Annotated in this window: 23 protein-coding genes; 5 read left to right on the top strand and 18 right to left on the bottom strand. The window is 68.9% G+C overall.

The window, feature by feature from the left end; all coding sequences use genetic code 11:
- Positions 1–146 precede the first annotated feature (146 nt).
- Genes EPA64_RS12120 through EPA64_RS12090 form a run of 7 tightly spaced genes read right to left on the bottom strand, consistent with a single transcriptional unit; the run spans position 147 to position 5,060 of the window.
- Positions 147–497: a hypothetical protein gene (locus EPA64_RS12120; protein WP_134726611.1), complete on the bottom strand. Its 351-nt coding sequence runs from the start codon at positions 495–497 to the stop codon at positions 147–149.
- A gap of 23 nt (positions 498–520) precedes the next feature.
- Positions 521–907, bottom strand: coding sequence for a response regulator (locus tag EPA64_RS12115; RefSeq protein ID WP_134726610.1), 387 nt, complete (start codon positions 905–907; stop codon positions 521–523).
- A gap of 17 nt (positions 908–924) precedes the next feature.
- Positions 925–1,755, bottom strand: coding sequence for a CheR family methyltransferase (locus EPA64_RS12110; RefSeq protein WP_134726609.1), 831 nt, complete (start codon positions 1,753–1,755; stop codon positions 925–927).
- The gene (locus tag EPA64_RS12105) at positions 1,752–2,216 is read right to left on the bottom strand and encodes a chemotaxis protein CheW (protein WP_134726608.1); all 465 of its coding nucleotides are present in this window, start codon (positions 2,214–2,216) and stop codon (positions 1,752–1,754) included. Before EPA64_RS12105 ends, EPA64_RS12110 begins: the two co-directional genes overlap by 4 nt.
- Before the next feature lie 5 nt (positions 2,217–2,221).
- Positions 2,222–4,408 carry a chemotaxis protein CheA gene (locus EPA64_RS12100; RefSeq protein ID WP_134726607.1) on the bottom strand — a complete coding sequence of 729 codons (2,187 nt, stop codon included), beginning with the start codon at positions 4,406–4,408 and terminating at the stop codon, positions 2,222–2,224.
- A gap of 14 nt (positions 4,409–4,422) precedes the next feature.
- Entirely contained in the window at positions 4,423–4,788 is a 366-nt protein-coding gene (locus tag EPA64_RS12095; RefSeq protein ID WP_134726606.1) for a response regulator, read from the bottom strand.
- Positions 4,779–5,060 (bottom strand): STAS domain-containing protein, encoded by a 282-nt coding sequence (locus EPA64_RS12090; RefSeq protein ID WP_167626666.1) that lies wholly within the window; start codon positions 5,058–5,060, stop codon positions 4,779–4,781. Before EPA64_RS12090 ends, EPA64_RS12095 begins: the two co-directional genes overlap by 10 nt.
- Positions 5,061–5,357: 297 nt before the next feature.
- On the opposite strand from EPA64_RS12090, the gene rpsB reads away from it, so the two are divergent.
- Both rpsB and tsf read left to right on the top strand, forming a co-directional pair.
- The gene (gene rpsB, locus EPA64_RS12085; RefSeq protein WP_246026739.1) at positions 5,358–6,173 is read left to right on the top strand and encodes a 30S ribosomal protein S2; all 816 of its coding nucleotides are present in this window, start codon (positions 5,358–5,360) and stop codon (positions 6,171–6,173) included.
- Positions 6,174–6,243: 70 nt separating this feature from the next.
- Positions 6,244–7,125: a translation elongation factor Ts gene (gene tsf, locus EPA64_RS12080; RefSeq protein ID WP_134726603.1), complete on the top strand. Its 882-nt coding sequence runs from the start codon at positions 6,244–6,246 to the stop codon at positions 7,123–7,125.
- 317 nt (positions 7,126–7,442) lie between these two features.
- Here the strand turns inward: tsf and clpX are convergent, their stop codons facing one another.
- Positions 7,443–8,708: an ATP-dependent Clp protease ATP-binding subunit ClpX gene (gene clpX / locus EPA64_RS12075; RefSeq protein WP_134726602.1), complete on the bottom strand. Its 1,266-nt coding sequence runs from the start codon at positions 8,706–8,708 to the stop codon at positions 7,443–7,445.
- A gap of 183 nt (positions 8,709–8,891) precedes the next feature.
- Positions 8,892–9,521 (bottom strand): ATP-dependent Clp protease proteolytic subunit, encoded by a 630-nt coding sequence (locus EPA64_RS12070; protein WP_134726601.1) that lies wholly within the window; start codon positions 9,519–9,521, stop codon positions 8,892–8,894.
- A gap of 154 nt (positions 9,522–9,675) precedes the next feature.
- Between EPA64_RS12070 and pth the strand changes: the two genes are divergently transcribed.
- The 3 genes from pth to EPA64_RS12055 are packed head-to-tail and all read left to right on the top strand — an operon-like array spanning position 9,676 to position 11,367.
- Complete coding sequence (gene pth, locus EPA64_RS12065; protein WP_134726600.1) at positions 9,676–10,374, top strand: aminoacyl-tRNA hydrolase; 699 nt, start codon at positions 9,676–9,678, stop codon at positions 10,372–10,374.
- A 9-nt stretch (positions 10,375–10,383) separates the two neighbouring features.
- Positions 10,384–10,752: a DUF2237 family protein gene (locus EPA64_RS12060; protein ID WP_134726599.1), complete on the top strand. Its 369-nt coding sequence runs from the start codon at positions 10,384–10,386 to the stop codon at positions 10,750–10,752.
- A 12-nt stretch (positions 10,753–10,764) separates the two neighbouring features.
- Complete coding sequence (locus EPA64_RS12055) at positions 10,765–11,367, top strand: DUF4893 domain-containing protein (RefSeq protein WP_134726598.1); 603 nt, start codon at positions 10,765–10,767, stop codon at positions 11,365–11,367.
- 46 nt (positions 11,368–11,413) lie between these two features.
- On the opposite strand, the gene EPA64_RS12050 is transcribed toward EPA64_RS12055, so the two are convergent.
- The 9 genes from EPA64_RS12050 to EPA64_RS12010 all read right to left on the bottom strand — a co-directional run bounded on the left by EPA64_RS12050 (position 11,414) and on the right by EPA64_RS12010 (position 18,859).
- Complete coding sequence (locus tag EPA64_RS12050) at positions 11,414–12,070, bottom strand: hypothetical protein (RefSeq protein ID WP_134726597.1); 657 nt, start codon at positions 12,068–12,070, stop codon at positions 11,414–11,416.
- 96 nt (positions 12,071–12,166) lie between these two features.
- On the bottom strand, positions 12,167–13,393 hold the full coding sequence (gene trpB / locus EPA64_RS12045; RefSeq protein WP_134726596.1) for a tryptophan synthase subunit beta: 1,227 nt from the start codon (positions 13,391–13,393) through the stop codon (positions 12,167–12,169).
- A 31-nt stretch (positions 13,394–13,424) separates the two neighbouring features.
- Positions 13,425–13,880, bottom strand: coding sequence for a GNAT family N-acetyltransferase (locus tag EPA64_RS12040; RefSeq protein WP_246026738.1), 456 nt, complete (start codon positions 13,878–13,880; stop codon positions 13,425–13,427).
- Between the two features lie 3 nt (positions 13,881–13,883).
- Positions 13,884–14,519 carry a phosphoribosylanthranilate isomerase gene (locus EPA64_RS12035; RefSeq protein ID WP_134726595.1) on the bottom strand — a complete coding sequence of 212 codons (636 nt, stop codon included), beginning with the start codon at positions 14,517–14,519 and terminating at the stop codon, positions 13,884–13,886.
- 4 nt (positions 14,520–14,523) lie between these two features.
- Positions 14,524–14,961, bottom strand: coding sequence for a LapA family protein (locus EPA64_RS12030; RefSeq protein WP_134726594.1), 438 nt, complete (start codon positions 14,959–14,961; stop codon positions 14,524–14,526).
- Between the two features lie 117 nt (positions 14,962–15,078).
- A complete protein-coding gene (gene ihfB, locus EPA64_RS12025) occupies positions 15,079–15,360 on the bottom strand; it encodes an integration host factor subunit beta (RefSeq protein WP_134726593.1) in 282 nt (93 codons plus the stop codon).
- Between the two features lie 159 nt (positions 15,361–15,519).
- Positions 15,520–17,199, bottom strand: coding sequence for a 30S ribosomal protein S1 (rpsA, locus tag EPA64_RS12020; RefSeq protein WP_134726592.1), 1,680 nt, complete (start codon positions 17,197–17,199; stop codon positions 15,520–15,522).
- A gap of 192 nt (positions 17,200–17,391) precedes the next feature.
- The gene (locus EPA64_RS12015) at positions 17,392–18,267 is read right to left on the bottom strand and encodes a hypothetical protein (RefSeq protein ID WP_134726591.1); all 876 of its coding nucleotides are present in this window, start codon (positions 18,265–18,267) and stop codon (positions 17,392–17,394) included.
- A gap of 4 nt (positions 18,268–18,271) precedes the next feature.
- Positions 18,272–18,859: a (d)CMP kinase gene (locus EPA64_RS12010; RefSeq protein WP_134726590.1), complete on the bottom strand. Its 588-nt coding sequence runs from the start codon at positions 18,857–18,859 to the stop codon at positions 18,272–18,274.
- Between the last annotated feature and the right edge of the window lie 133 nt (positions 18,860–18,992).

The raw sequence follows: 18,992 nt of genomic DNA, 5'->3' as shown, positions 1-18,992 counted from the left end.
GGAGGGCAGCGCTCTATCCAGCTGAGCTACGGGTGCCGCAGGCTTGGGATAATGAAAGTCCGGCGCCGCCGCAATGGTGATTGTTTCTGCCCGCGCGCCAGCGGGATCGGTGGCGCCCACGGCGGGGTCCATGAGAAACCCTGTGTTCATCGCCGCTGCACCGTCGCCGCGGCTGCGTCCAGGGTGCCATCCGCTGCGCCAGCGAGGCGGCCCTGCATCCGGGCCTGCAGCGACGGCAGCCCCCCGGCCCGCAGCACCTCGAAGGCCGCCGCCCGCGTCATTGCACGGTGCGCATCGCCGTTGCCGGCCAGATGGCGCAGCATGGCGGCCAGCGCGGCGGCTGTCTGGGTCAGCCGGTCAAGATCCTGCAGGGCGATCACTGCCTCGACCGCCGGCCCGCCGGTCGCGGCACCGGGCGGGGCGGGCAGCGACAGGACGTCCTGCAGTACTGCCAGGCCGAGGGCAAGATCGTGCAATTCGCCGGCAATCGCCCCCACGAGATCATTCGCGCAGGTCACCGTCAGAACCGCCCCACCACGGCCTCGAGGCAGGCTTTCAGTTCGACAGGCGTGAAGGGTTTGCGGATGAAGTTGTTCATCCCCAGATCCTTGCCGCGATCGATGATGCTTTTGTCGGCGCGGCCCGTGATCAGCACGAACCCCACACCGCGGGTCGGGGCGTTCCCCCTGAGGTTGCGCAGCAGCTCTAGCCCGTCGATCCCCGGCATGTTGAAGTCTGACAGGACAAGATGCACCGGACGCCGGGCAATCTTGGCGAGCGCGTCGGTCCCGTCCGCGGCGTGGTGGATGTTGCGGATGCCCATGCTTTCCAGCGCCTGCACGATCAGGCCCCGGCTGGTCGACATGTCGTCGACGACCATGATGTGCAGCTGATCCTTGATGCTCATCTTGTCCCCTTGATGCGTCAGCTCGGCAGATATCGATAGATCGTGTGCCCGACGGGGCGCAGGACGCCGCGCATGGTGTCGGGAATGCGTTCGGAATGACCGATGAAAAGCAGCCCGCCGGGCCGCAGCTGGGTGCAGAACCTGGACCACAGCCGCATCTGGGCGGCGGGATCGAAATAGATGATGACATTGCGGCAGAAGATGGCATCGAACGGCCCGTCGAACGGCCAGAACGCATGCAGGTTCAGGGGCTGGAACGACACCATCGCGCGCAGCGCGGGTCTGATCCGCCAGCCCTCGGGCACCCGGTCGAAGGCGGCCGCCCGCAGATGCAACGGCACCCCGCCGATTTCGGCGTCGGCATAGATCGCCCGTTCGGCGCGCGCGAGGATCTGGCGGTCCACGTCGGTGGCCGTGATCGTCGCGCGCGCGTCGCATGACTGGGCGGTCATGGCGATGGAATACGGCTCTTGCCCGCTGGAGCATCCTGCAGACCAGATGCGCGGCAACCGTCCCCGCAGGGAAGGGTCGGAGAAAACAGTCTGCCGCAGGAAGTCGAAATGGTGACTTTCGCGAAAGAAATGCGTCACGTTCGTCGTAAGCGCGGAAACAAGGTTGGCCAGCTCGTCGTCGCGCTTGCCACCGTCCACGAGGCGAAGATACGCGTCGAGGTCCGGGGCGCCGCTGGCCGCCAGGCGCTTGGTCAGCCGCGCCCGCATCATGCTGGTCTTTTCCGGACCCAGGACGATGCCCGCCTCGCGATAGATCAGCGCCGCGAGGCGGCCGAAGGACGGGTCGTCAAAACCCGCCGCGGCGGGCGGGGCGGCCGGATGGTCCGGCGCCGTCATGCTGCCTCGGCTGGTCGGGCGGGCAGCACGGCGCCCAGTTGAAGGACGCGGATCAGCCGCTGCCCGACCAGGGTCAGCGCGCTGATGCAGCTGCTTTCCAGATCGCCCGCCAGATCCGGCGGGGGTTGCAGCTGGTCTGTGGCGATCGACAGGATGTCCGAGACGGCATCCACCAACAGCCCGGCCGTGTGGCCGTTGACCGAAACGACGATGATCACGTTCCGCTCGTCCGCGCGGACCGGCGGCATGCCCAGGCGGACGGCCAGGTCGATCACCGGCAGCACGGTGCCGCGCAGGTTGATCACGCCCTTGACGTGCGCGGGCGAGAACGGCAGCGGCGTCGCGCTGGTCCAGCCGCGGATTTCCCGGACCGACATGATGTCGAGGCAATATTCCTGTTCACCCAGCCGAAAGGCCAGAAGCTCGATTTCCTGCGCGGCGGTCGAGAGATTTTCGGTCATGGCAATCATCCTGCAAGCGGTATCGCGTCGATGGCGGTCTGCGGGGACGAACGGGTGAGGTCCGAGGGATCGAGGATCAGGGCGACCTTGCCGTCGCCCAGGATGGTGGCCGCCGCGACGCCCGGGACCCGGCCATAATTGCGGCTCAGCCCTTTGATGACGACCTGGCGCTGCTCCATGATGGCATCGACGATCAGGGCCGCGCGGCCGCCGTCCTCTTGCGTGGTCAGGATGACGACGCGGTCGCCGGCGGCCCTGGCCTGCCGGAACCCCAGACGGGCGCCCAGATCGAACAGCGGGACCAAGTCGCCGCGGATGTGCAGAACCTCGGCGCTGCGGCCGATCCTGCGGATGGCTTGTGGCGTCAGGGTCGCCGTCTCGACGATCGAGGAGAGCGGCACGACCAGGGTCTGGTCGGCGACGCGCACCACCATCCCGTCCAGCACCGCCAGCGTCAGCGGCAGCGAGATCGAGAACTTGGTGCCGACGCCCGGTTCGCTCGCGATGGCGACGCGCCCGCCAAGCGCGGTGATGGCGCGTTTCACGACATCCATGCCGACGCCGCGCCCCGACAGCGCCGACACCTGCGACGCCGTCGAGAATCCCGGCAGGAACAGCAGGTTGTCCACCTCAGCCTCGGTCAGCTGCGCGTCGGCGGCGATCAGGCCGCGGGCGACGGCGATGTCGCGCACGCGGGCGCGGTCGATGCCGGCGCCGTCGTCGCAGATTTCGATCAGGACGCGGCCCGCCCGGTGCGAGGCGGACAGTGTGATCACGCCCTCGGCCGGCTTCCCGGCAGCGAGGCGCCGCGCAGGCGTCTCGATCCCGTGATCGACCGAGTTGCGGATCATGTGCGTCAGCGGGTCCGACAGGCGTTCGATGACGGTCTTGTCGACCTCGGTCTGGTCGCCCTCGGTCCGCAGCCGCACCTGCTTGGCGACCCCGGTGGACGCCTCGCGGACGATGCGCGCCATGCGCTGGAACAGGGGTTTGACGGGCTGGGCGCGGATCATCATCACGCCATCCTGAATGTCGCGCGTCAGCATCATGAACTCTTCCAGGCCATTCATGACCGCGGTGTTCTCGGCCATTCCCGCCTCGGTCACGCTTTGCGCCAGCATGGCCTGGTTGATCACCAGCTCGCCCACGAGGTTGACCAGCCGGTCCACGCGGTCCAGATCGACGCGGATCGTGGCGGCGGCCGCGTCGGGTTCGGCCTTGGGTGACGCAGGCTGCGCCGGGGCCGGTGCGGCTGCGTTCGAAGGGGCGGGCGGTGGCTGCAGCTCGGGCGCCAGCCCGGCCTCGCCCACGCCGGGCGACGTGGCGGGCGGATCGTCATGGTTTGCCGCAGCGACGATGCTGTCCGGCGCCAGGCGGAAGGGGATCGCGTCGGGCGAGGCCATCGCCGCGGCCACGCCATCCGTGGCGCTGCCGTCCGCCGCATCATCCGCGGGCGAGATGTCCAGATCGCAGACGTCGGTCACGAAATCGAAAATCTCGCGAATGTCCGCCTCGGACACGTCGCCTGTCAGGGTGATGATCCAGCCCAGTTGCGGCTGCTCGGCCGTGGCCGGGTCCAGCGCCAGCGCCGGCGGAACGATGCAGGTGGTGTGAGTATCGCCCAGACCCGCCAGCGCACGCAGGATCAGCAGCGCCTCGTTGCCGCTGCGGTAAAGCCCGGCGTGGGGGCGGAACCGGATCGTCCATTCCGACGTCCCGGGTGGGGTCGTCCATTGCGGCAGCATCGGATCGAACGACAAGCCGGTGGGGGTGAAATCAACCGCCTCGGGTTCGGCCTGAGGGGCGGCCTGCATCAGCCCCTCCAGCGCGCGCAGCACATCCTCGCCGGTCGGGGGTGGCGCGTCCTGCGACTGCGCGGCGCGGATGTGGTCGTGCAGCATGTCCGCGGCCTGAAAGAACAACCTGACCGCGCCCGGCGTCGGGTCCAGTCGCCCCGCGCGCAGTTCATCCAGAACCGTTTCAAGCCGGTGGGCAAAGCCGACCAGCGCATCAAGGCCGAAGGCGCCCGCGCCGCCCTTGATCGAGTGGACCGCCCGAAAGACCACGTTGACGGTTTCGTCCGTCCCGTCGCCCGCGTCCAGGATCGCCAGCGCGTCGTGCAGGCTTTCCATCAGCTCTTCGCACTCGACGAAGAACGAGGCGCGGATCTCGGTCATCGCATCGATGGACATCGTATCGCCCTTTCTCAGCCGGTGACCAGCTGCACGGTATGGACCAGTTTGCGGGGGTCGAACGGCTTGACGATCCAGCCGGTGGCCCCGGCGTCGCGTGCGCGCGCCCGCAGTTCCGGCGCGCTTTCGGTCGTCAGGACCAGGATCGGAACCGCCCGCAGCCGGTCGATCCCGCGCACAGCCCGGATAAAGCCGAAGCCGTCCAGCCGGGGCATGTTGATGTCCGAGATGATGGCGTCGGGCAGCGATCCTTCCAGCAGTTCCAGCCCGTGCACGCCATCTTCGGCCACGGTCACGTTCATGCCGACCGAGGCAAGCGTCAGGCGGACCATATCGCGCATGGTGCGGCTGTCATCGACCGCAAGGATGTTCAGGCCCATGCCGGTGCCCCTTGGCCCGGGACCGCATCGGTCAGTCCGAACCGCGCGAGGGCGTCGTCGAATGCCGCCGACCGGGGCCAGACCGCCAGCGCGCAGCCATCGTCGCGCCAGCGCTGCGCGGCAGCCAGCAGCGCCTGCACGGCAAGGCCCCCCAGATGCTCCACGCGGCCCGCATCCACCGTCAGGTCGGACCCGGCGTGCGCCAGCAGCGCGTCCGTCAGCGGACGCGCGGCGGTCAGGTCCAGTCGCGCGGCCAGCACCATCATCGCCATGCCGGGTCGCCTTCGAATCGCAGCCGCATCAGTCGCGCCCTTTCCCTGAACCTTGTTCGCCCGTTGTGGCGCAGATCCCTTAAGGTCCGGTTGACGCGGCTGCGCAATCCGCCGGATCGTTAGAATGCCGTCCATTCCAGCTTGCGCAGGCTTGCCTTTGGACCGAATTGCGACTAAGGCACCCCCACTTCACAGGCGAGGGCGGGCCGCCCGACGGGAGACATCCGTCGCGGTCCACCGGTTGGGGTTCCCGTCAGGGGCCCTGAATCCCTCGCCGAGGCGCAAACCGGAAAGGACATGGACATGGCGCTTCCTGATTTCTCGATGCGTCAGCTGCTTGAAGCTGGCGTTCACTATGGTCACCAGACGCAACGCTGGAATCCGCGCATGGCGGAATTCATCTATGGCGACCGCAACGGCATCCACATCATCGACCTGACGCAGACCGTTCCGATGCTGGACGCGGCGCTGACGATGATTCGCGACACCGTCGCCAAGGGCGGCCGGGTGCTGTTCGTCGGCACCAAGCGCCAGGCGCAGAAGGCGGTGGCCGACGCCGCGGAAAAATCCGCGCAATTCTATATGAACCACCGCTGGCTGGGCGGCACGCTGACCAACTGGAAAACCGTCAGCCAGTCGATCCAGCGGCTGAAGCAGATCGACGAGGCGATGGCCTCGGGCGCCGAAGGGCTGACCAAGAAGGAACGCCTGGGGATGGAGCGTGAGCAGGCCAAGCTGCAGGCCAGCCTGGGCGGTATCCGCGAGATGGGCGGCCTGCCGGACCTGCTGTTCGTCATCGACGTCAACAAGGAAGACCTGGCCGTCCTCGAGGCGAACAAGCTGGGCATCCCGGTCGTTGCCGTCGTGGACACCAACTGCTCGCCCAAGGGCATCGACCACGTGATCCCCGGGAACGACGACGCGGCGCGCGCCATTGCGCTGTATTGCGACCTGGTGGCCCGCGCGGCGCTGGACGGCATGTCGGCGCAGATGGGCGCCGCCGGCGTCGACCTGGGCGCGCTGAGCGATGCCCCGGCCGAGGATCTGGACGACCTGGACGAGGCCGAGGCCGCGGCCGCCGCGCGCGAACAGGCCGCCGCTGTCGACGCCTGATCCCGGCGGGTCATCGAACAATCACCAGGCGGGGATCATCCCCGCCTGTCGCATTCAAAAGGAGAGGACCATGGCGATCACTGCAGCGATGGTGAAAGATCTGCGCGAGACGACCGGCGCCGGCATGATGGACGCCAAACGGGCGCTGACCGAGACCGACGGCGACATGGAAGCCGCGATCGACTGGCTGCGGACCAAGGGCCTGGCCAAGGCGGCCAAGAAATCGGGCCGCGTCGCGGCCGAGGGCCTGATCGGCGTCGCGGTCAAGGGCGGCGTGGGCGTCGCGGTCGAGGTGAACTCGGAAACCGACTTCGTCGGCAAGAACGAGGAGTTCCAGTCGATGGTCCGCGCCATCGCGCAGGCCGCGTTGGATGTCGATTCGGTCGAGGCGCTGAACGACGCCACGGTCAACGGCAAACCGGTCGGCGTCGTGCTGACCGAGGCCATCGCCCGCATCGGCGAGAACATGACCCTGCGCCGCATGGTCCGGGTCACGGGCGACACGGTGGTCAGCTATGTCCACAACGCCGCCGCCGAGGGCATGGGCAAGATCGGCGTGCTGGTCGGCCTGAAAGGCGACAACGCCGCCGAGATCGGCCGCCAGATCGCGATGCACATCGCCGCGACCTCGCCCGCGTCGCTGTCCGAGGCGGACCTGGACCCGGCGCTGGTCGAGCGTGAGAAATCCGTGCTGACCGAACAGGCGCGCGAGTCGGGCAAGCCCGATGCGGTGATCGAGAAGATGATCGTCGGCCGCATGTCCAAGTTCTTCGAAGAGGTGACGCTGCTGGGGCAGAAATTCGTCATCAACCCCGACGTGACCGTGGCCCAGGCCGCCCGGGACGCGGGCGTCGAGGTGACGGGCTTTGCCCGCGTCGCCGTCGGCGAGGGGATCGAGAAGAAGGAAGAGGACTTTGCCGCCGAGGTCGCCAAGACGCTGAAGGGCGCCTGAGGGTTTCGACAGCAAAGCAGGAAAAGCCGGCCTTGGGCCGGCTTTTTTGTTGCTGTGTGCAAAGGGGCTGCCGGGATGGTGGTCGGCGGGGCAGCGGCCTGCACGGCGGGGCCGAGGGTCGCCTTGACCGCGGGGCAGGGGCCGGCGCGGGCATGCTGGCGGCTCATCGTCGCGCCGCGCTCCGGCGCAAGGCCAGAAGCGGGTGTCCGATTCCGGCCGTCCTGCGGCGGGTGCGCCACGCGAGGCTCGCCCTCGCGGCAACGAAAAAGGCCCGCCACCAGTGGCAGGCCTTTCGGTCTTGCGGCACGGCGGCCGGATCAGCCCGCCGCCGCCGGTTCCTTCTTGTGGTCGGCGTGGATCTGCAAGGGCTTGGCGGCGGGGTTGTCCACCGCTTCCTCGTTCACCACGACCTCGGTCACGCTGTCCAGGCCCGGCAACTCGAACATGCTGTCCAGCAGGATGTCCTCCATGATGGACCGCAGGCCGCGGGCGCCGGTCTTGCGCTTGATGGCGCGCCGCGCGATCGCCTTCAGCGCGTCGTCGGTAAAGTTCAGCTTGACGTCTTCCAGATCGAACAGCCGCTGATACTGCTTGACCAGCGCGTTCTTGGGCTGGGTCAGGATGGTGATCAGCGCCTCTTCGTCCAGGTCGGTCAGCGTCGCGATGACCGGCAGGCGGCCGACGAACTCGGGGATCAGGCCGAACTTCAGCAGATCCTCGGGTTCCAGCTGCTTGAACATCTCGCCCACGCCGCGGTCGTCGTTGTCCTTGACGGTCGCGCCGAAGCCCATCGCCGTGCCCTTGTTGCGCTGCGCGATGATGCGTTCGAGGCCCGCGAAGGCGCCGCCGCAGATGAACAGGATGTTGGTCGTGTCCACCTGCAGGAACTCCTGCTGCGGGTGCTTGCGGCCGCCCTGCGGGGGCACCGAGGCGACCGTCCCCTCCATGATCTTCAGCAGCGCCTGCTGCACCCCCTCGCCCGAGACGTCCCGCGTGATCGAGGGGTTGTCGGACTTGCGCGTGATCTTGTCGACCTCGTCGATATAGACGATGCCGCGCTGGGCGCGTTCGACGTTGTATTCGCTGGCCTGCAGCAGCTTGAGGATGATGTTTTCCACATCCTCGCCGACATACCCCGCCTCGGTCAGCGTGGTCGCATCCGCCATCGTGAACGGCACGTCCAGGATGCGCGCCAGCGTCTGCGCCAGCAGCGTCTTGCCGCAACCGGTCGGGCCGATCAGCAGGATGTTGGACTTGGCCAGCTCGATGTCGGATTTCGCGCTATGGTTCAGCCGCTTGTAGTGGTTGTGGACAGCGACGGACAGGACGCGTTTGGCGTGTTCCTGCCCGATCACATAGTCGTCCAGCACCGCCATGATCTCGCGCGGGGTGGGCACGCCGTCGCCGGACTTCAGCCCCGAGGATTTCGTCTCCTCGCGGATGATGTCCATGCACAGTTCCACGCATTCATCGCAGATGAACACGGTCGGTCCGGCGATCAGCTTGCGCACCTCGTGCTGGCTCTTGCCGCAAAAGCTGCAATAGAGCGTGTTCTTGCTGTCGCCGCCGGGCTGATTGGCCATCGTCGTTTCCTTGCCTGTTCTGGCCGCACCTGCCCGGTTCAACCGGGGCGGGTGGGATCGGCAGGCGCAGCCGGTCGGGCCGGGCACGCCATCATCGGTTCCGCCCATCGTAAAGGGGGCGGTCGGGGGTCACAATCCCGAAATGTGACCGATTTCGCTGGATGCAAGGCCCTGCGGCCAGGATCAGCTTTCGGGCGCGGCCTTGCCCCGCGCTTCAAGGATCTGGTCGATCAGACCCCAGTCGCGCGCCTCTTCGGGGGACATGAAGCGGTCGCGTTCCAGCGCCTCCTCGACCTCGGCCAGGGTGCGGCCGGTGTGCTGGACATAGATCTCGTTCAGCCGGCGCTTGAGCTTTTCGGTCTCGCGCGCGTGGATCAGGATGTCAGTCGCCTGCCCCTGGAACCCGCCCGAGGGCTGGTGGACCATGATCCGGCTGTTGGGCAGCGAATGGCGGTGCCCCTTTTCGCCCGCCGCCAGCAGCAGCGAGCCCATCGACGCCGCCTGTCCCACCACCAGCGTCGAGATGCGCGGCCGGATATACTGCATCGTGTCATAGATCGACAGGCCCGCGGTCACGACGCCGCCGGGGCTGTTGATATACATGCTGATGTCCTTGGACGGGTTTTCCGCCTCGAGGAACAGCAGCTGCGCGCAGACCAGCGTGGCCATGCCGTCGTGAACCGGCCCGGACAGGAAGATGATCCGTTCCTTGAGCAGGCGCGAGAAGATGTCATAGGCGCGTTCGCCCCGGCTGGTCTGTTCGACGACCATCGGGACAAGGTTGTTCATATAGAATTCTGCCGGATCGTGCATCTGCGCCCCTGTCGAAATTGTCACTTTGCCCCGATCTTCGATTCGTGGTCGCCGGTCCCGTGGTGCGACCCGTTCTAGGGGCGAAAGGTTGACAGAGTCTTAGTTACGGGCGACGTCCGCCGCAAGGGATGGCTAAATTGCAGGGGAACCGCCGATGCTGCTGATGGTCGGGCTGGGCAATCCGGGCGCGCAATATGCGGGCAACCGCCACAATATCGGGTTCCTGGCGCTGGACCGGATCGCGTCGGACCACGGCTTTTCCCCTTGGCGCGCCCGTTTCCAGGGGCTGGCCGCCGAGGGGCGGCTGGGGGCCGCGCGCGTCACGCTGCTGAAACCGCAGACCTTCATGAACCTGTCGGGGCAGTCGGTGGGTGAGGCGATGCGCTATCTCAAGCTGACACCCGCCGAGGTGATCGTCCTGCACGACGAGCTGGACCTGCCGCCCGGGCGCTGCCGGGTCAAGATCGGGGGCGGACATGCGGGCCACAACGGGCTGCGGTCGATCCACCAGCACATCGGCGAGGGCTATCGCCGCCTGCGCATCGGCATCGGCCATCCGGGGCACAAGGACCGCGTGACCGGCCATGTGCTGTCGGATTTCGCCAAGTCCGAGGCGGGGATGCTGGACGACCTGCTGCGCGGCATTTCCGACGGCGCCCCGGCGCTGGCTGTGGGCGACGACGCGCGGTTCGGCAACGCGCTGGCCGCGCGGATGGGCCGCGACGTCCCGCCGCCCGCCCGTCCCGCGCCGACCCCGCCGCCGGGGCCCGCGCCGGGGGTTGCGCCCGACCCCGCGCCCGCCGCACTCTCTGCGGGCGACGCGCTAAGGGCGCTGCGCGACCGTTTCCGATAGGATCTGCGCATGGATGCTTCGCTGAACGTGCTGGGCGGCACGCTGGAACCCTGCTCGACCCGGCCGCTGACCGGGTTCTATCGCAACGGCTGCTGCGACACCGGCCCCGAGGATCAGGGCAGCCACACCGTCTGCGTGATCGTCACGGCCGAGTTCCTTGCGGTGTCCAAATACCTGGGCAACGATTTGTCCACGCCCCGCCCGGAATATCGCTTCGCCGGGCTGAAGCCGGGCGACCGCTGGTGCCTGTGCGCCGCGCGGTTCATGCAGGCGGCGCAGGAGTTCGCCGCGCCGCAGGTCGTGCTGGCGGCCACGCACGCGCGCGCGACCGAGATCGTGCCGCTGGACCTGCTGCGCGCCCATGCCGCCGCGACCTGAGGGGAGAAGCCGATGCGGAACCTGGTCCTGCTGCTGACGGTGCTGGCGCTGCCCGCCGCCGCGCAGACCGCGCCCGACCTGTCCGGGGTCCGCCCCGACGACGCGGCGCGGCTGGCGGCGCTGGACGAGGCGGCGGGCCGCGCGCTGCGGCAGGCGTTGGGGCAGGGGGATCAGGCGCAGGCCGCTGCGGCGGCGGCCGCCCTGCGCGGGGCGGCGCTGCCCGCGGACGCGGTCGATCCGGCCGCGCTGTCGGGGCGGTGGACCTGCCGCATGACCAAGATCGGCGGCCTGCTGCCCGCCATCGACTATCCGCCCTTCGCTTGTGAAATCGGGGTGCGGGACGGCACGGTCAGCTTCGAGAAGCTGACCGGCTCTCAGCGCACGCGCGGGACGCTGCACCGCGACGGCGACCGGTGGATCTATCTCGGCTCGACCTTCGTGCGGGGCGAGACGCCGGTGGACTATCAGGATTTCCCGCCTGACATCGATCTGCAGGCGGGCGAGACGCTGCCGGATGTGGGCGTGCTGGAGGTGATGGGCGCGGACAGCGCGCGGCTGCTGATGCCGCTGCCCTATCGGGAATCGGTGCTGAACGTGCTGACGCTCAGCCGCTGAACGTGAAAAGGCCCCCGCGGGGGCCTTTCAGGTGATGGTGGCCGGATCAGCCGTTGCCGGTGCCGTCGCTGCCGGACCCGTCAGAGCCGCCCGAGCCGTCATTGCCCGTATCGCCGCCGTCGCCCGTGCCGCTGCCAGTGCCGGTGTCGCCGCCAGTTCCGGTGTCGCTGCCGGTGTCCCCGTCGTCACCTGTCCCGGTGTCGCCGGTGCCGCCGTCGCCGGTGCCCGTTCCGTCGTCCTCGCCGGTCCCGTCACCCGTTTCGCCGTCCTCGCCCGCGCCTCCCTCGTCGTCATCCGCCGGTGCGGCGTCGGGCTGGGTGGAACGGCCCCGATCCTCAAGCTGCTCGGCGCTCAGCACGGTGCGGCCGTCCTGCTCGATCAGGCGGCCGGTCGAGGTGTTATAGACCAGTTCCACCGGCGCGCCGTCGCGCTGGCCCGTCACGGTCATCAGCACGCCGTCGCGGTCGATCCTGATGTTCTGGAACCCCTGCGCCAGCAGCAGTTCGGCCACGGCCTCGTTGTTGGCCATCTGCTCAAGCGTGGGGACGGGGGCCGGGGTCACCACGACGGCCGTGGAACCGGCCGGCGCGACCACCACGGCGGGCGGCGATCCCGCGGGCGTGGTCGTGGTCACCGTCACCTGCGCCGACGCGGCACCCGCCGTCATCAGCAGGGCCAGCGCAGTCCTGGTCAACATCGTCATCGGAACGCTCCTGTTATTCGACAGTCGCGGTCCAACGCGGCGGGGCGCGCGGGGTTCACCCGCCCGGCCGCGGCGTCACGGGCTTGTCAGCGCCCGTCAGGCCTCGACCTGCACGCCCAGGTGGCGGGCGACGGTGAAGATGTCCTTGTCGCCGCGACCCGAGAGGTTCAGCACGATCAGATGCTCGGGCGGCAGCGTCGGCGCGATCTTGGCGATATGGGCCAGCGCGTGGCAGGGCTCCAGCGCCGGGATGATGCCTTCCGTCTCGCAGCAGAGGGTAAAGGCCGCCAGCGCCTCGTCATCGGTCACGCTGACATACTCGGCGCGGCCGATGTCGCGCAGCCAGGCGTGTTCCGGCCCGATGCCGGGATAGTCCAGCCCCGCGCTGATCGAATGGCCTTCGAGGATCTGCCCTTCGTCGTCCTGCAGCAGGTAGGTGCGGTTGCCGTGCAGGACGCCGGGTCGCCCCCCCGTCAGGCTGGCGCAATGCTGCATCGTCTCGTCCACGCCCTTGCCGCCCGCCTCGACCCCGATGATCCGCACGGAACGGTCGTCGAGGAACGGGTGGAACAGACCCATCGCGTTCGACCCGCCCCCGATCGCGGCGATGACCGTGTCGGGCAGGCGCCCTTCGCGTTCCATGATCTGCGCCCTGGTTTCCTGCCCGATGATGCGCTGGAAATCGCGCACCATCGCCGGATAGGGATGCGGCCCCGCGACCGTGCCGATGCAATAGAAGGTGTCGCGGACGTTCGTCACCCAGTCGCGCAGGGCGTCGTTCATCGCGTCCTTCAGCGTGCCGCGCCCGGACTGGACGGCCACGACCTCGGCCCCCAGCAGCTTCATGCGGAAAACGTTGGGCTGCTGGCGGCGGACGTCCTCGGCGCCCATGTAGACCACGCATTTCAGGCCGAAGCGGGCGCAGACGGTGGCGGTCGCGACCCCGTGCTGGCCCGCGCCGGTTTCCGCGATGATCCGGGTCTTGCCCATGCGGCGAGCCAGCAGGATCTGGCCCAGCACGTTGTTGATCTTGTGGCTGCCGGTGTGGTTCAGCTCCTCGCGCTTCATGTAGATGGTGGCGCCGCCCAGCCGTTCCGTCAGCCGCTCGGCCTTATACAGCGGCGAGGGCCGGCCGACGTAATGCGTCCACAGATCGTCCATCTCGGCCTTGAAGGCGGGGTCGGTCTTGGCCTTCTCGTATTCCGCCTGCAGGTCCAGGATCAGCGGCATCAGCGTCTCGCTGACGAAACGCCCGCCGAAGATGCCGAAGCGGCCCTGTTCGTCGGGCCCGGTCATGAAGCTGTTGATCAGGTCGTCGGCCATCGGCTGTCCTCGCATGGGGCGGATGGCCCCGTCACAAGGGTTTCTTAAATCCGATGTGCGAAGGGGTAAACCCAAGCCGCCGATAGAAGCGGTGGGCGTCGCTGCGCGCGGCATTGGTGGTGAACTGGACCAGCCCGCAGCCGGCGGCGCGGGCGCGCGCCTCGGCGTCGGCGATCAGCTGCGCGCCAAGGCCGCGGCCGCGCAGGTCGGCGGCGACGCGGATGCCCTCGATCTCGGCCCGGCGGGTGCCCGCAAGCGACAGGCCCGACATCAGCACAAGCTGATAGCAGGCGATGATCCGGCCGCCGTGTTGGGCGACGAACAGCGTGTTCCCCGGCTCGGCCTGCATCGCGTCGAAAGCGGCCAGATAGGGCGCAAGGTCGCCCCCCTCGCGCGCGCGGCCCAGCATGTCGTCGACCAGCAGCGCGACGACGCCGGGCACGTCGTCGCGGGTGGCGGGGCGGAAGGACAGGGGGGGCGTGTCCACCGCCTAGCCCGCCGCGGCGACAAAGGCGCGGATCAGGCCGGGGTCTTTCACCCCCGGCGCGGATTCGACCCCCGAGGACACGTCCACCGCGGGCGCGCCGGTCAGGCGGATCGCCTCGGCCACATTGCCGGGGGTCAGCCCGCCCGCCAGCATCCAGGGCTTCAGCATCCGCCGCCCCGCCAGCAGCCGCCAGTCGAAGGCCAGCCCGTTCCCGCCCGGCAGGTCGGCGCCGGGCGCGGGCTTGGCGTCCACCAGCAGCAGGTCGGCGGCCAGCGCGTAATCCCACAGCGCGTCCAGGTCGGCGGGACCGGCGATGCCCACGGCCTTCATCACCGGCAGGCCGGTGCGGGCCTTGACCTCGGCCACGCGGGCCGGCGTCTCGGCCCCGTGCAGCTGTACGATGTCCAGCGGCACCTGCGCCAGGGTCGCGTCCAGCGTGGCGTCGTCGGGGTTCACGAACAGCCCCACGCGGGCCATGCCGACCGGCGCGAGGGCGGCCAGCGCCGCCGCATCCGCGATGCCCAGATGGCGCGAGGACCGGGGGAAAAAGACGAACCCCGCATAGCGCGCGCCCGCCTCGGCCGCCACGGCAAGGTGGTCGGGGCGGGTCAGGCCGCAGATCTTGACGGCGGCGGGCACGTGCCTAGCGGGGCAGGGGCATGGTGGTCGTGGTGGTGACGACCCGTCGCGCGGGCAGGGCCGCCGCTGGGGCCGCCGTCACCGGGCTGGCGGGCGCGGGGGCGTCGAGGATCGCCAGAACCTCGTCGCGCGGCGCGGCGTGGGTGCGGCGCAGGCCGCCCACCTCGCGTTCAAGGCGCGCAAGGTCGTTGGCGCGGCGCGACGATTCCTGGCGCAGATGCGCCTCGCGCAGCCATTCCCAGATCAGGCCCAGCACCATGCCCGCCAGCAGCGCCGCAAGGATGACCAGAAACAGCGGCATCCGCGCCGACCATGTGCCGCCCAGATACTGGTCGAACTGGCCCGGAAACAGGCGGACGGTCACGACCCCGCGGTTCGCCATCGCCACAAGGAACAGCGCCACGGCCAGCAGGACAAAGAACAACATCCGAATCAGACGCATCGGCCACCCGTGACGACAAAGGATTTCACCGGGGCACCGCACGCGCCCCGCGCGCCACTTTCGCGCAAGCGGCGGTCAGGTTCAACCGCCGCGCGCGGGGGCCGGGGGGGGGGGCGGTCAGTCCTCGTTCAGGCGGTCGCGCAGCAGCTTGCCCGTCTTGAAGAACGGGACGTGCTTTTCATCCACCTTGACCGATTCGCCGGTGCGCGGGTTGCGTCCCTGGCGCGCGTCGCGCCGCTTGACGGAAAACGCGCCAAAGCCGCGCAGCTCGACCCGGTCGCCGCGCGCCATTGCGTCGATGATTTCCTCGAACACGGTGCCGACGATCTTTTCCACATCGCGCTGGATCAGATGCGGATTTTCGTCCGCGATCATCTGGATCAGTTCGGAACGGATCATGTGAGTCCTGCGCGTTGACGGCCTGCCCCGGAAGGGACCGGATATTCCTGCCTGAACGCGACGGGGATGAAAAGGTTGCAGAAAATCGACCCGGCCGCAGGGCAAAAGAAAACCGCCGCCCCGGTCGGGGGCGGCGGCAAACGCGGTCGCAGTCAGGGATCAGCCGCGGTTCTTCAGCGCCGCGCCCAGGATGTCGCCCAGCGAGGCGCCCGAATCGGACGAGCCGAACTGGTCGATGGCCTCTTTCTCTTCGGCGATCTCGCGCGCCTTGATCGACAGGCCCAGACGGCGGGTCTTGGTGTCGATGTTGGTCACGCGGGCATCGACCATGTCGCCGACCTGGAAACGCTCGGAGCGCTGGTCCTGACGGTCGCGGGCAAGGTCAGAGCGGCGGATGAACGACTTGACGCCGTTGTATTCGACCTCGATCCCGCCTTCCTCGATCGCGGTCACGGTGACCGACACGACCGAGCCGCGCTTAACCCCATCGACCGCCTCGGTCATGGTGTCGTTTTCCAGCGCCTTGACCGACAGGCTGATGCGCTCCTTGTCGACATCGACCTCTTGCACTGCCGCGCGGACGACGTCGCCCTTGCGATAGTTCTGGATCGCGTCTTCGCCGCGCTGGTCCCACGACAGGTCGGACAGGTGGACCATGCCGTCGATGTCGCCTTCCAGGCCCACGAACAGACCGAACTCGGTGATGTTCTTGACCTCGCCCTCGATCTGGGTGCCGGCGGGGTGGGTTTCGGCGAAGACTTCCCACGGGTTGCGCATGGTCTGTTTCAGGCCAAGGCTCACGCGGCGCTTCTGCTCGTCGATCTCCAGCACCATGACGTCCACTTCCTGCGAGGTGGACACGATCTTGCCGGGATGGACGTTCTTCTTGGTCCAGCTCATTTCCGAGACGTGGACCAGACCCTCGACACCGGCTTCCAGTTCCACGAAGGCGCCATAATCGGTGATGTTGGTCACGCGGCCCTTGTGGACCGATTCGATCGGGAACTTGGCGGCCACCGTGTCCCACGGATCGGACTGCAGCTGCTTCATGCCCAGGCTGATGCGGTGGGTTTCCTTGTTGATCTTGACGACCTGGACCTTGACGGTCTCGCCGATCGACAGGATCTCGGACGGGTGGTTCACGCGGCGCCACGCCATGTCGGTGACGTGCAGCAGGCCGTCCACGCCGCCCAGATCGACGAAGGCACCGTATTCGGTGATGTTCTTGACGACGCCGTCAACGACCTGGCCTTCGTGCAGGTTCGAGATGACCTCGGCGCGCTGCTCGGCGCGGGATTCCTCGAGAATCGCGCGGCGCGACACGACGATGTTGCCGCGGCGGCGGTCCATCTTCAGGATCTGGAACGGCTGCTTCAGACCCATCAGCGGGCCCGCGTCGCGCACCGGGCGCACGTCAACCTGCGAGCCGGGCAGGAACGCCACGGCGCCGCCCAGATCGACGGTGAACCCGCCCTTGACCCGGCCGAAGATCGCGCCGTCGACGCGCTCTTCCTTGGCATAGGCCTGCTCCAGCCGGTCCCACGCCTCTTCGCGGCGGGCCTTCTCGCGGCTGATGCTGGCTTCGCCGCGGGCGTTCTCGACGCGGTCCAGATAGACCTCGACCTCGTCGCCGACGGAGATGGTCGCGTCCTCGCCGGGGGCTGCGAATTCCTTCAGATCGACGCGGCCTTCCATCTTGTAGCCGACGTCGATGATGGCCTGTCCCGCCTCGATGGCGATGACCCGGCCCTTGACGACCGAACCTTCGTTCGGGGTGTCGATTTCGAGGCTGTCGTTCAGGAGGGCCTCGAATTCCTCCATGGATGCGTTCTTCGCCATGCGGCTGTCAGTTCCTTTGTGCGTGTGTATGGGCCAGGCGGTTGGCTCCGCCGGTCTGTTGGTCCCGGGAACGACAAAGGGCCGCAGCAACTGCCCGACCCGGTGGAAAGCGGCCTGTTCTGGCCATGTCGTTCACGAAGACTTGGCCGCGCGTATAGATGCCAAAGGCCGCAAAGGCAAGGGCGGCGGTGGTCAGGCGGGGGGTCGGGCTGGCGTGCCGGCCGTCGGCCTTGGTTCCAGCGGCTCGCCCCGCGCGGGCGCGCGCGCGGGGTCGATGCCATGCGCCGCGGCCCGCCGCGCGAGCCACGACCCGTCAGGCGGCAGGCCGTCGTGGAACGTCGCCAGATACCGCTTGGTATAGCCGAAGATATGGACCGAGAGCGCGCCGGGCCGCGCGATCCGGTCGTCCGCCACGCCGGGCCGCCACAGCGCCCGCAGGCTGTTACGGAACAGCGGATAGAACACATCGTGGGGGCTTGCGTGCCGCATCCCGCCCGTCTCGCGCAGGGCGTGGGTCAAGAGCCGCGGCCCCGTGTCGCCCCACGGCAGGTCGAACGGGCTCAGCCGCCCCTTCTTGCGCCGCTGCCGGATCCAGTTTTCGTCCCGCCAGGGCGGCTCCACCTCGTCGCCTGCCAGCATCTCGCGCATCAGCGCCAGCGCCGGTGACTCGGGCGGCAGCGCCATCACCCCGGTCAGCACGCCGTCTGCGTCGTCGCGGCCGAAAAGATGCCCCTCGGGCGCGGCATAGGGGCGCAGGCAATAGGCGTCCAGGTCGACCCAGATCACCGCGCGTTGCGACAACAGCCTGACGCGGAACAGGTCCGACCAGACCGCCAGCGCCTTGCGGTCCGGGTCGGGATCGGGGCCGGGGGCGATCGCGGCCGGGACCGGCATGATCGCGGCCGCGTCCCGAACAGTCGTCCCCGCAGGGATGCCGCCGACCGGTTGCGGCACATACAGGGTGAAATCGCAGCCCTGCTCGACATAGGACCGGATCACCATCTGTTCGACGAACGACAGATCGCCCCCCGCCCAGAACGAGGCGACCGGATGGGTCCAGCTTGCCACGCGCTCAGCCGTCACGGCGGCGCGTGACCTCGGCCACGGCGGCGGCGACCGCCTGCTCGATGCTCATCGCCGTGGTGTCCAGCACCACCGCGTCGGGCGCGGCCCGCAGCGGGGCCGTCGCGCGGGCGCTGTCGCGGGCGTCGCGCTCGCGCAGCTGCGCCAGCATCTCGGCCGGGTCGGCGCCCAGTTCGGCGGCGCGGCGGGCGGCGCGGGTGGCGTCGTCCGCCACGACATACAGCTTGACCGCCGCGTCGGGGCAGATGACCGTCCCGATGTCGCGCCCGTCCAGCACCGCGCCGGGATCCTGCAGCGCAAAGCGGCGCTGGAAATCGACCAGCGCCGCGCGCACCTCGGGGATGGCGGCGACGCGGGACGCGGCCTGCCCGGCCTCGGCCGACCGCAGGTCGGGGCGGGCCAGGTCGGCCGCCGTCAGCCCGCGGGCCGCCGCGACCGGATCGCCCCCCAGCGCGCCGACCGCCCGGTAAAGCAGCCCGGTGTCCAGATGGGGCAGGCCGAACCGAGCCGCCAGGGCGCGCGCGATGGTGCCCTTGCCCGATGCGGCGGGCCCGTCGATGGCGATGGTGAATGGCATGACGTTGGCTCCGCCCGGGGTCGCCGCGTGCTTGCCACAGACGCGGGCGCGGGGAAAGCCGGGCCTCGCCGGGATGGACCGGCGCGGCATATTCATCGTGGCGGAAATATCCCGGGGGGGCCGCCGGCAGGCG

It is taken from the genome of Paracoccus luteus (genome assembly GCF_004522155.1).
GTDB lineage: Bacteria > Pseudomonadota > Alphaproteobacteria > Rhodobacterales > Rhodobacteraceae > Paracoccus > Paracoccus luteus.
Note: the sequence above shows the minus strand (reverse complement) of the source record. Positions and strands in the feature narration are given on the sequence as shown.

Excerpts from the sequence above, each read along its gene's own strand:
- EPA64_RS12115 (WP_134726610.1), bottom strand. The coding sequence starts at position 907 with ATGAGCATCAAGGATCAGCTGCACATCATGGTCGTCGACGACATGTCG.
- EPA64_RS12110 (WP_134726609.1), bottom strand. The coding sequence starts at position 1,755 with ATGACGGCGCCGGACCATCCGGCCGCCCCGCCCGCCGCGGCGGGTTTT.
- EPA64_RS12105 (WP_134726608.1), bottom strand. The coding sequence starts at position 2,216 with ATGACCGAAAATCTCTCGACCGCCGCGCAGGAAATCGAGCTTCTGGCC.
- EPA64_RS12100 (WP_134726607.1), bottom strand. The coding sequence starts at position 4,408 with ATGTCCATCGATGCGATGACCGAGATCCGCGCCTCGTTCTTCGTCGAG.
- EPA64_RS12095 (WP_134726606.1), bottom strand. The coding sequence starts at position 4,788 with ATGGGCCTGAACATCCTTGCGGTCGATGACAGCCGCACCATGCGCGAT.
- EPA64_RS12090 (WP_167626666.1), bottom strand. The coding sequence starts at position 5,060 with ATGGCGATGATGGTGCTGGCCGCGCGACTGGACCTGACCGCCGCGCGT.
- rpsB (WP_246026739.1), top strand. The coding sequence starts at position 5,358 with ATGGACATGGCGCTTCCTGATTTCTCGATGCGTCAGCTGCTTGAAGCT.
- tsf (WP_134726603.1), top strand. The coding sequence starts at position 6,244 with ATGGCGATCACTGCAGCGATGGTGAAAGATCTGCGCGAGACGACCGGC.
- clpX (WP_134726602.1), bottom strand. The coding sequence starts at position 8,708 with ATGGCCAATCAGCCCGGCGGCGACAGCAAGAACACGCTCTATTGCAGC.
- EPA64_RS12070 (WP_134726601.1), bottom strand. The coding sequence starts at position 9,521 with ATGCACGATCCGGCAGAATTCTATATGAACAACCTTGTCCCGATGGTC.
- pth (WP_134726600.1), top strand. The coding sequence starts at position 9,676 with ATGCTGCTGATGGTCGGGCTGGGCAATCCGGGCGCGCAATATGCGGGC.
- EPA64_RS12060 (WP_134726599.1), top strand. The coding sequence starts at position 10,384 with ATGGATGCTTCGCTGAACGTGCTGGGCGGCACGCTGGAACCCTGCTCG.
- EPA64_RS12055 (WP_134726598.1), top strand. The coding sequence starts at position 10,765 with ATGCGGAACCTGGTCCTGCTGCTGACGGTGCTGGCGCTGCCCGCCGCC.
- EPA64_RS12050 (WP_134726597.1), bottom strand. The coding sequence starts at position 12,070 with ATGACGATGTTGACCAGGACTGCGCTGGCCCTGCTGATGACGGCGGGT.
- trpB (WP_134726596.1), bottom strand. The coding sequence starts at position 13,393 with ATGGCCGACGACCTGATCAACAGCTTCATGACCGGGCCCGACGAACAG.
- EPA64_RS12030 (WP_134726594.1), bottom strand. The coding sequence starts at position 14,961 with ATGCGTCTGATTCGGATGTTGTTCTTTGTCCTGCTGGCCGTGGCGCTG.
- ihfB (WP_134726593.1), bottom strand. The coding sequence starts at position 15,360 with ATGATCCGTTCCGAACTGATCCAGATGATCGCGGACGAAAATCCGCAT.
- rpsA (WP_134726592.1), bottom strand. The coding sequence starts at position 17,199 with ATGGCGAAGAACGCATCCATGGAGGAATTCGAGGCCCTCCTGAACGAC.
- EPA64_RS12010 (WP_134726590.1), bottom strand. The coding sequence starts at position 18,859 with ATGCCATTCACCATCGCCATCGACGGGCCCGCCGCATCGGGCAAGGGC.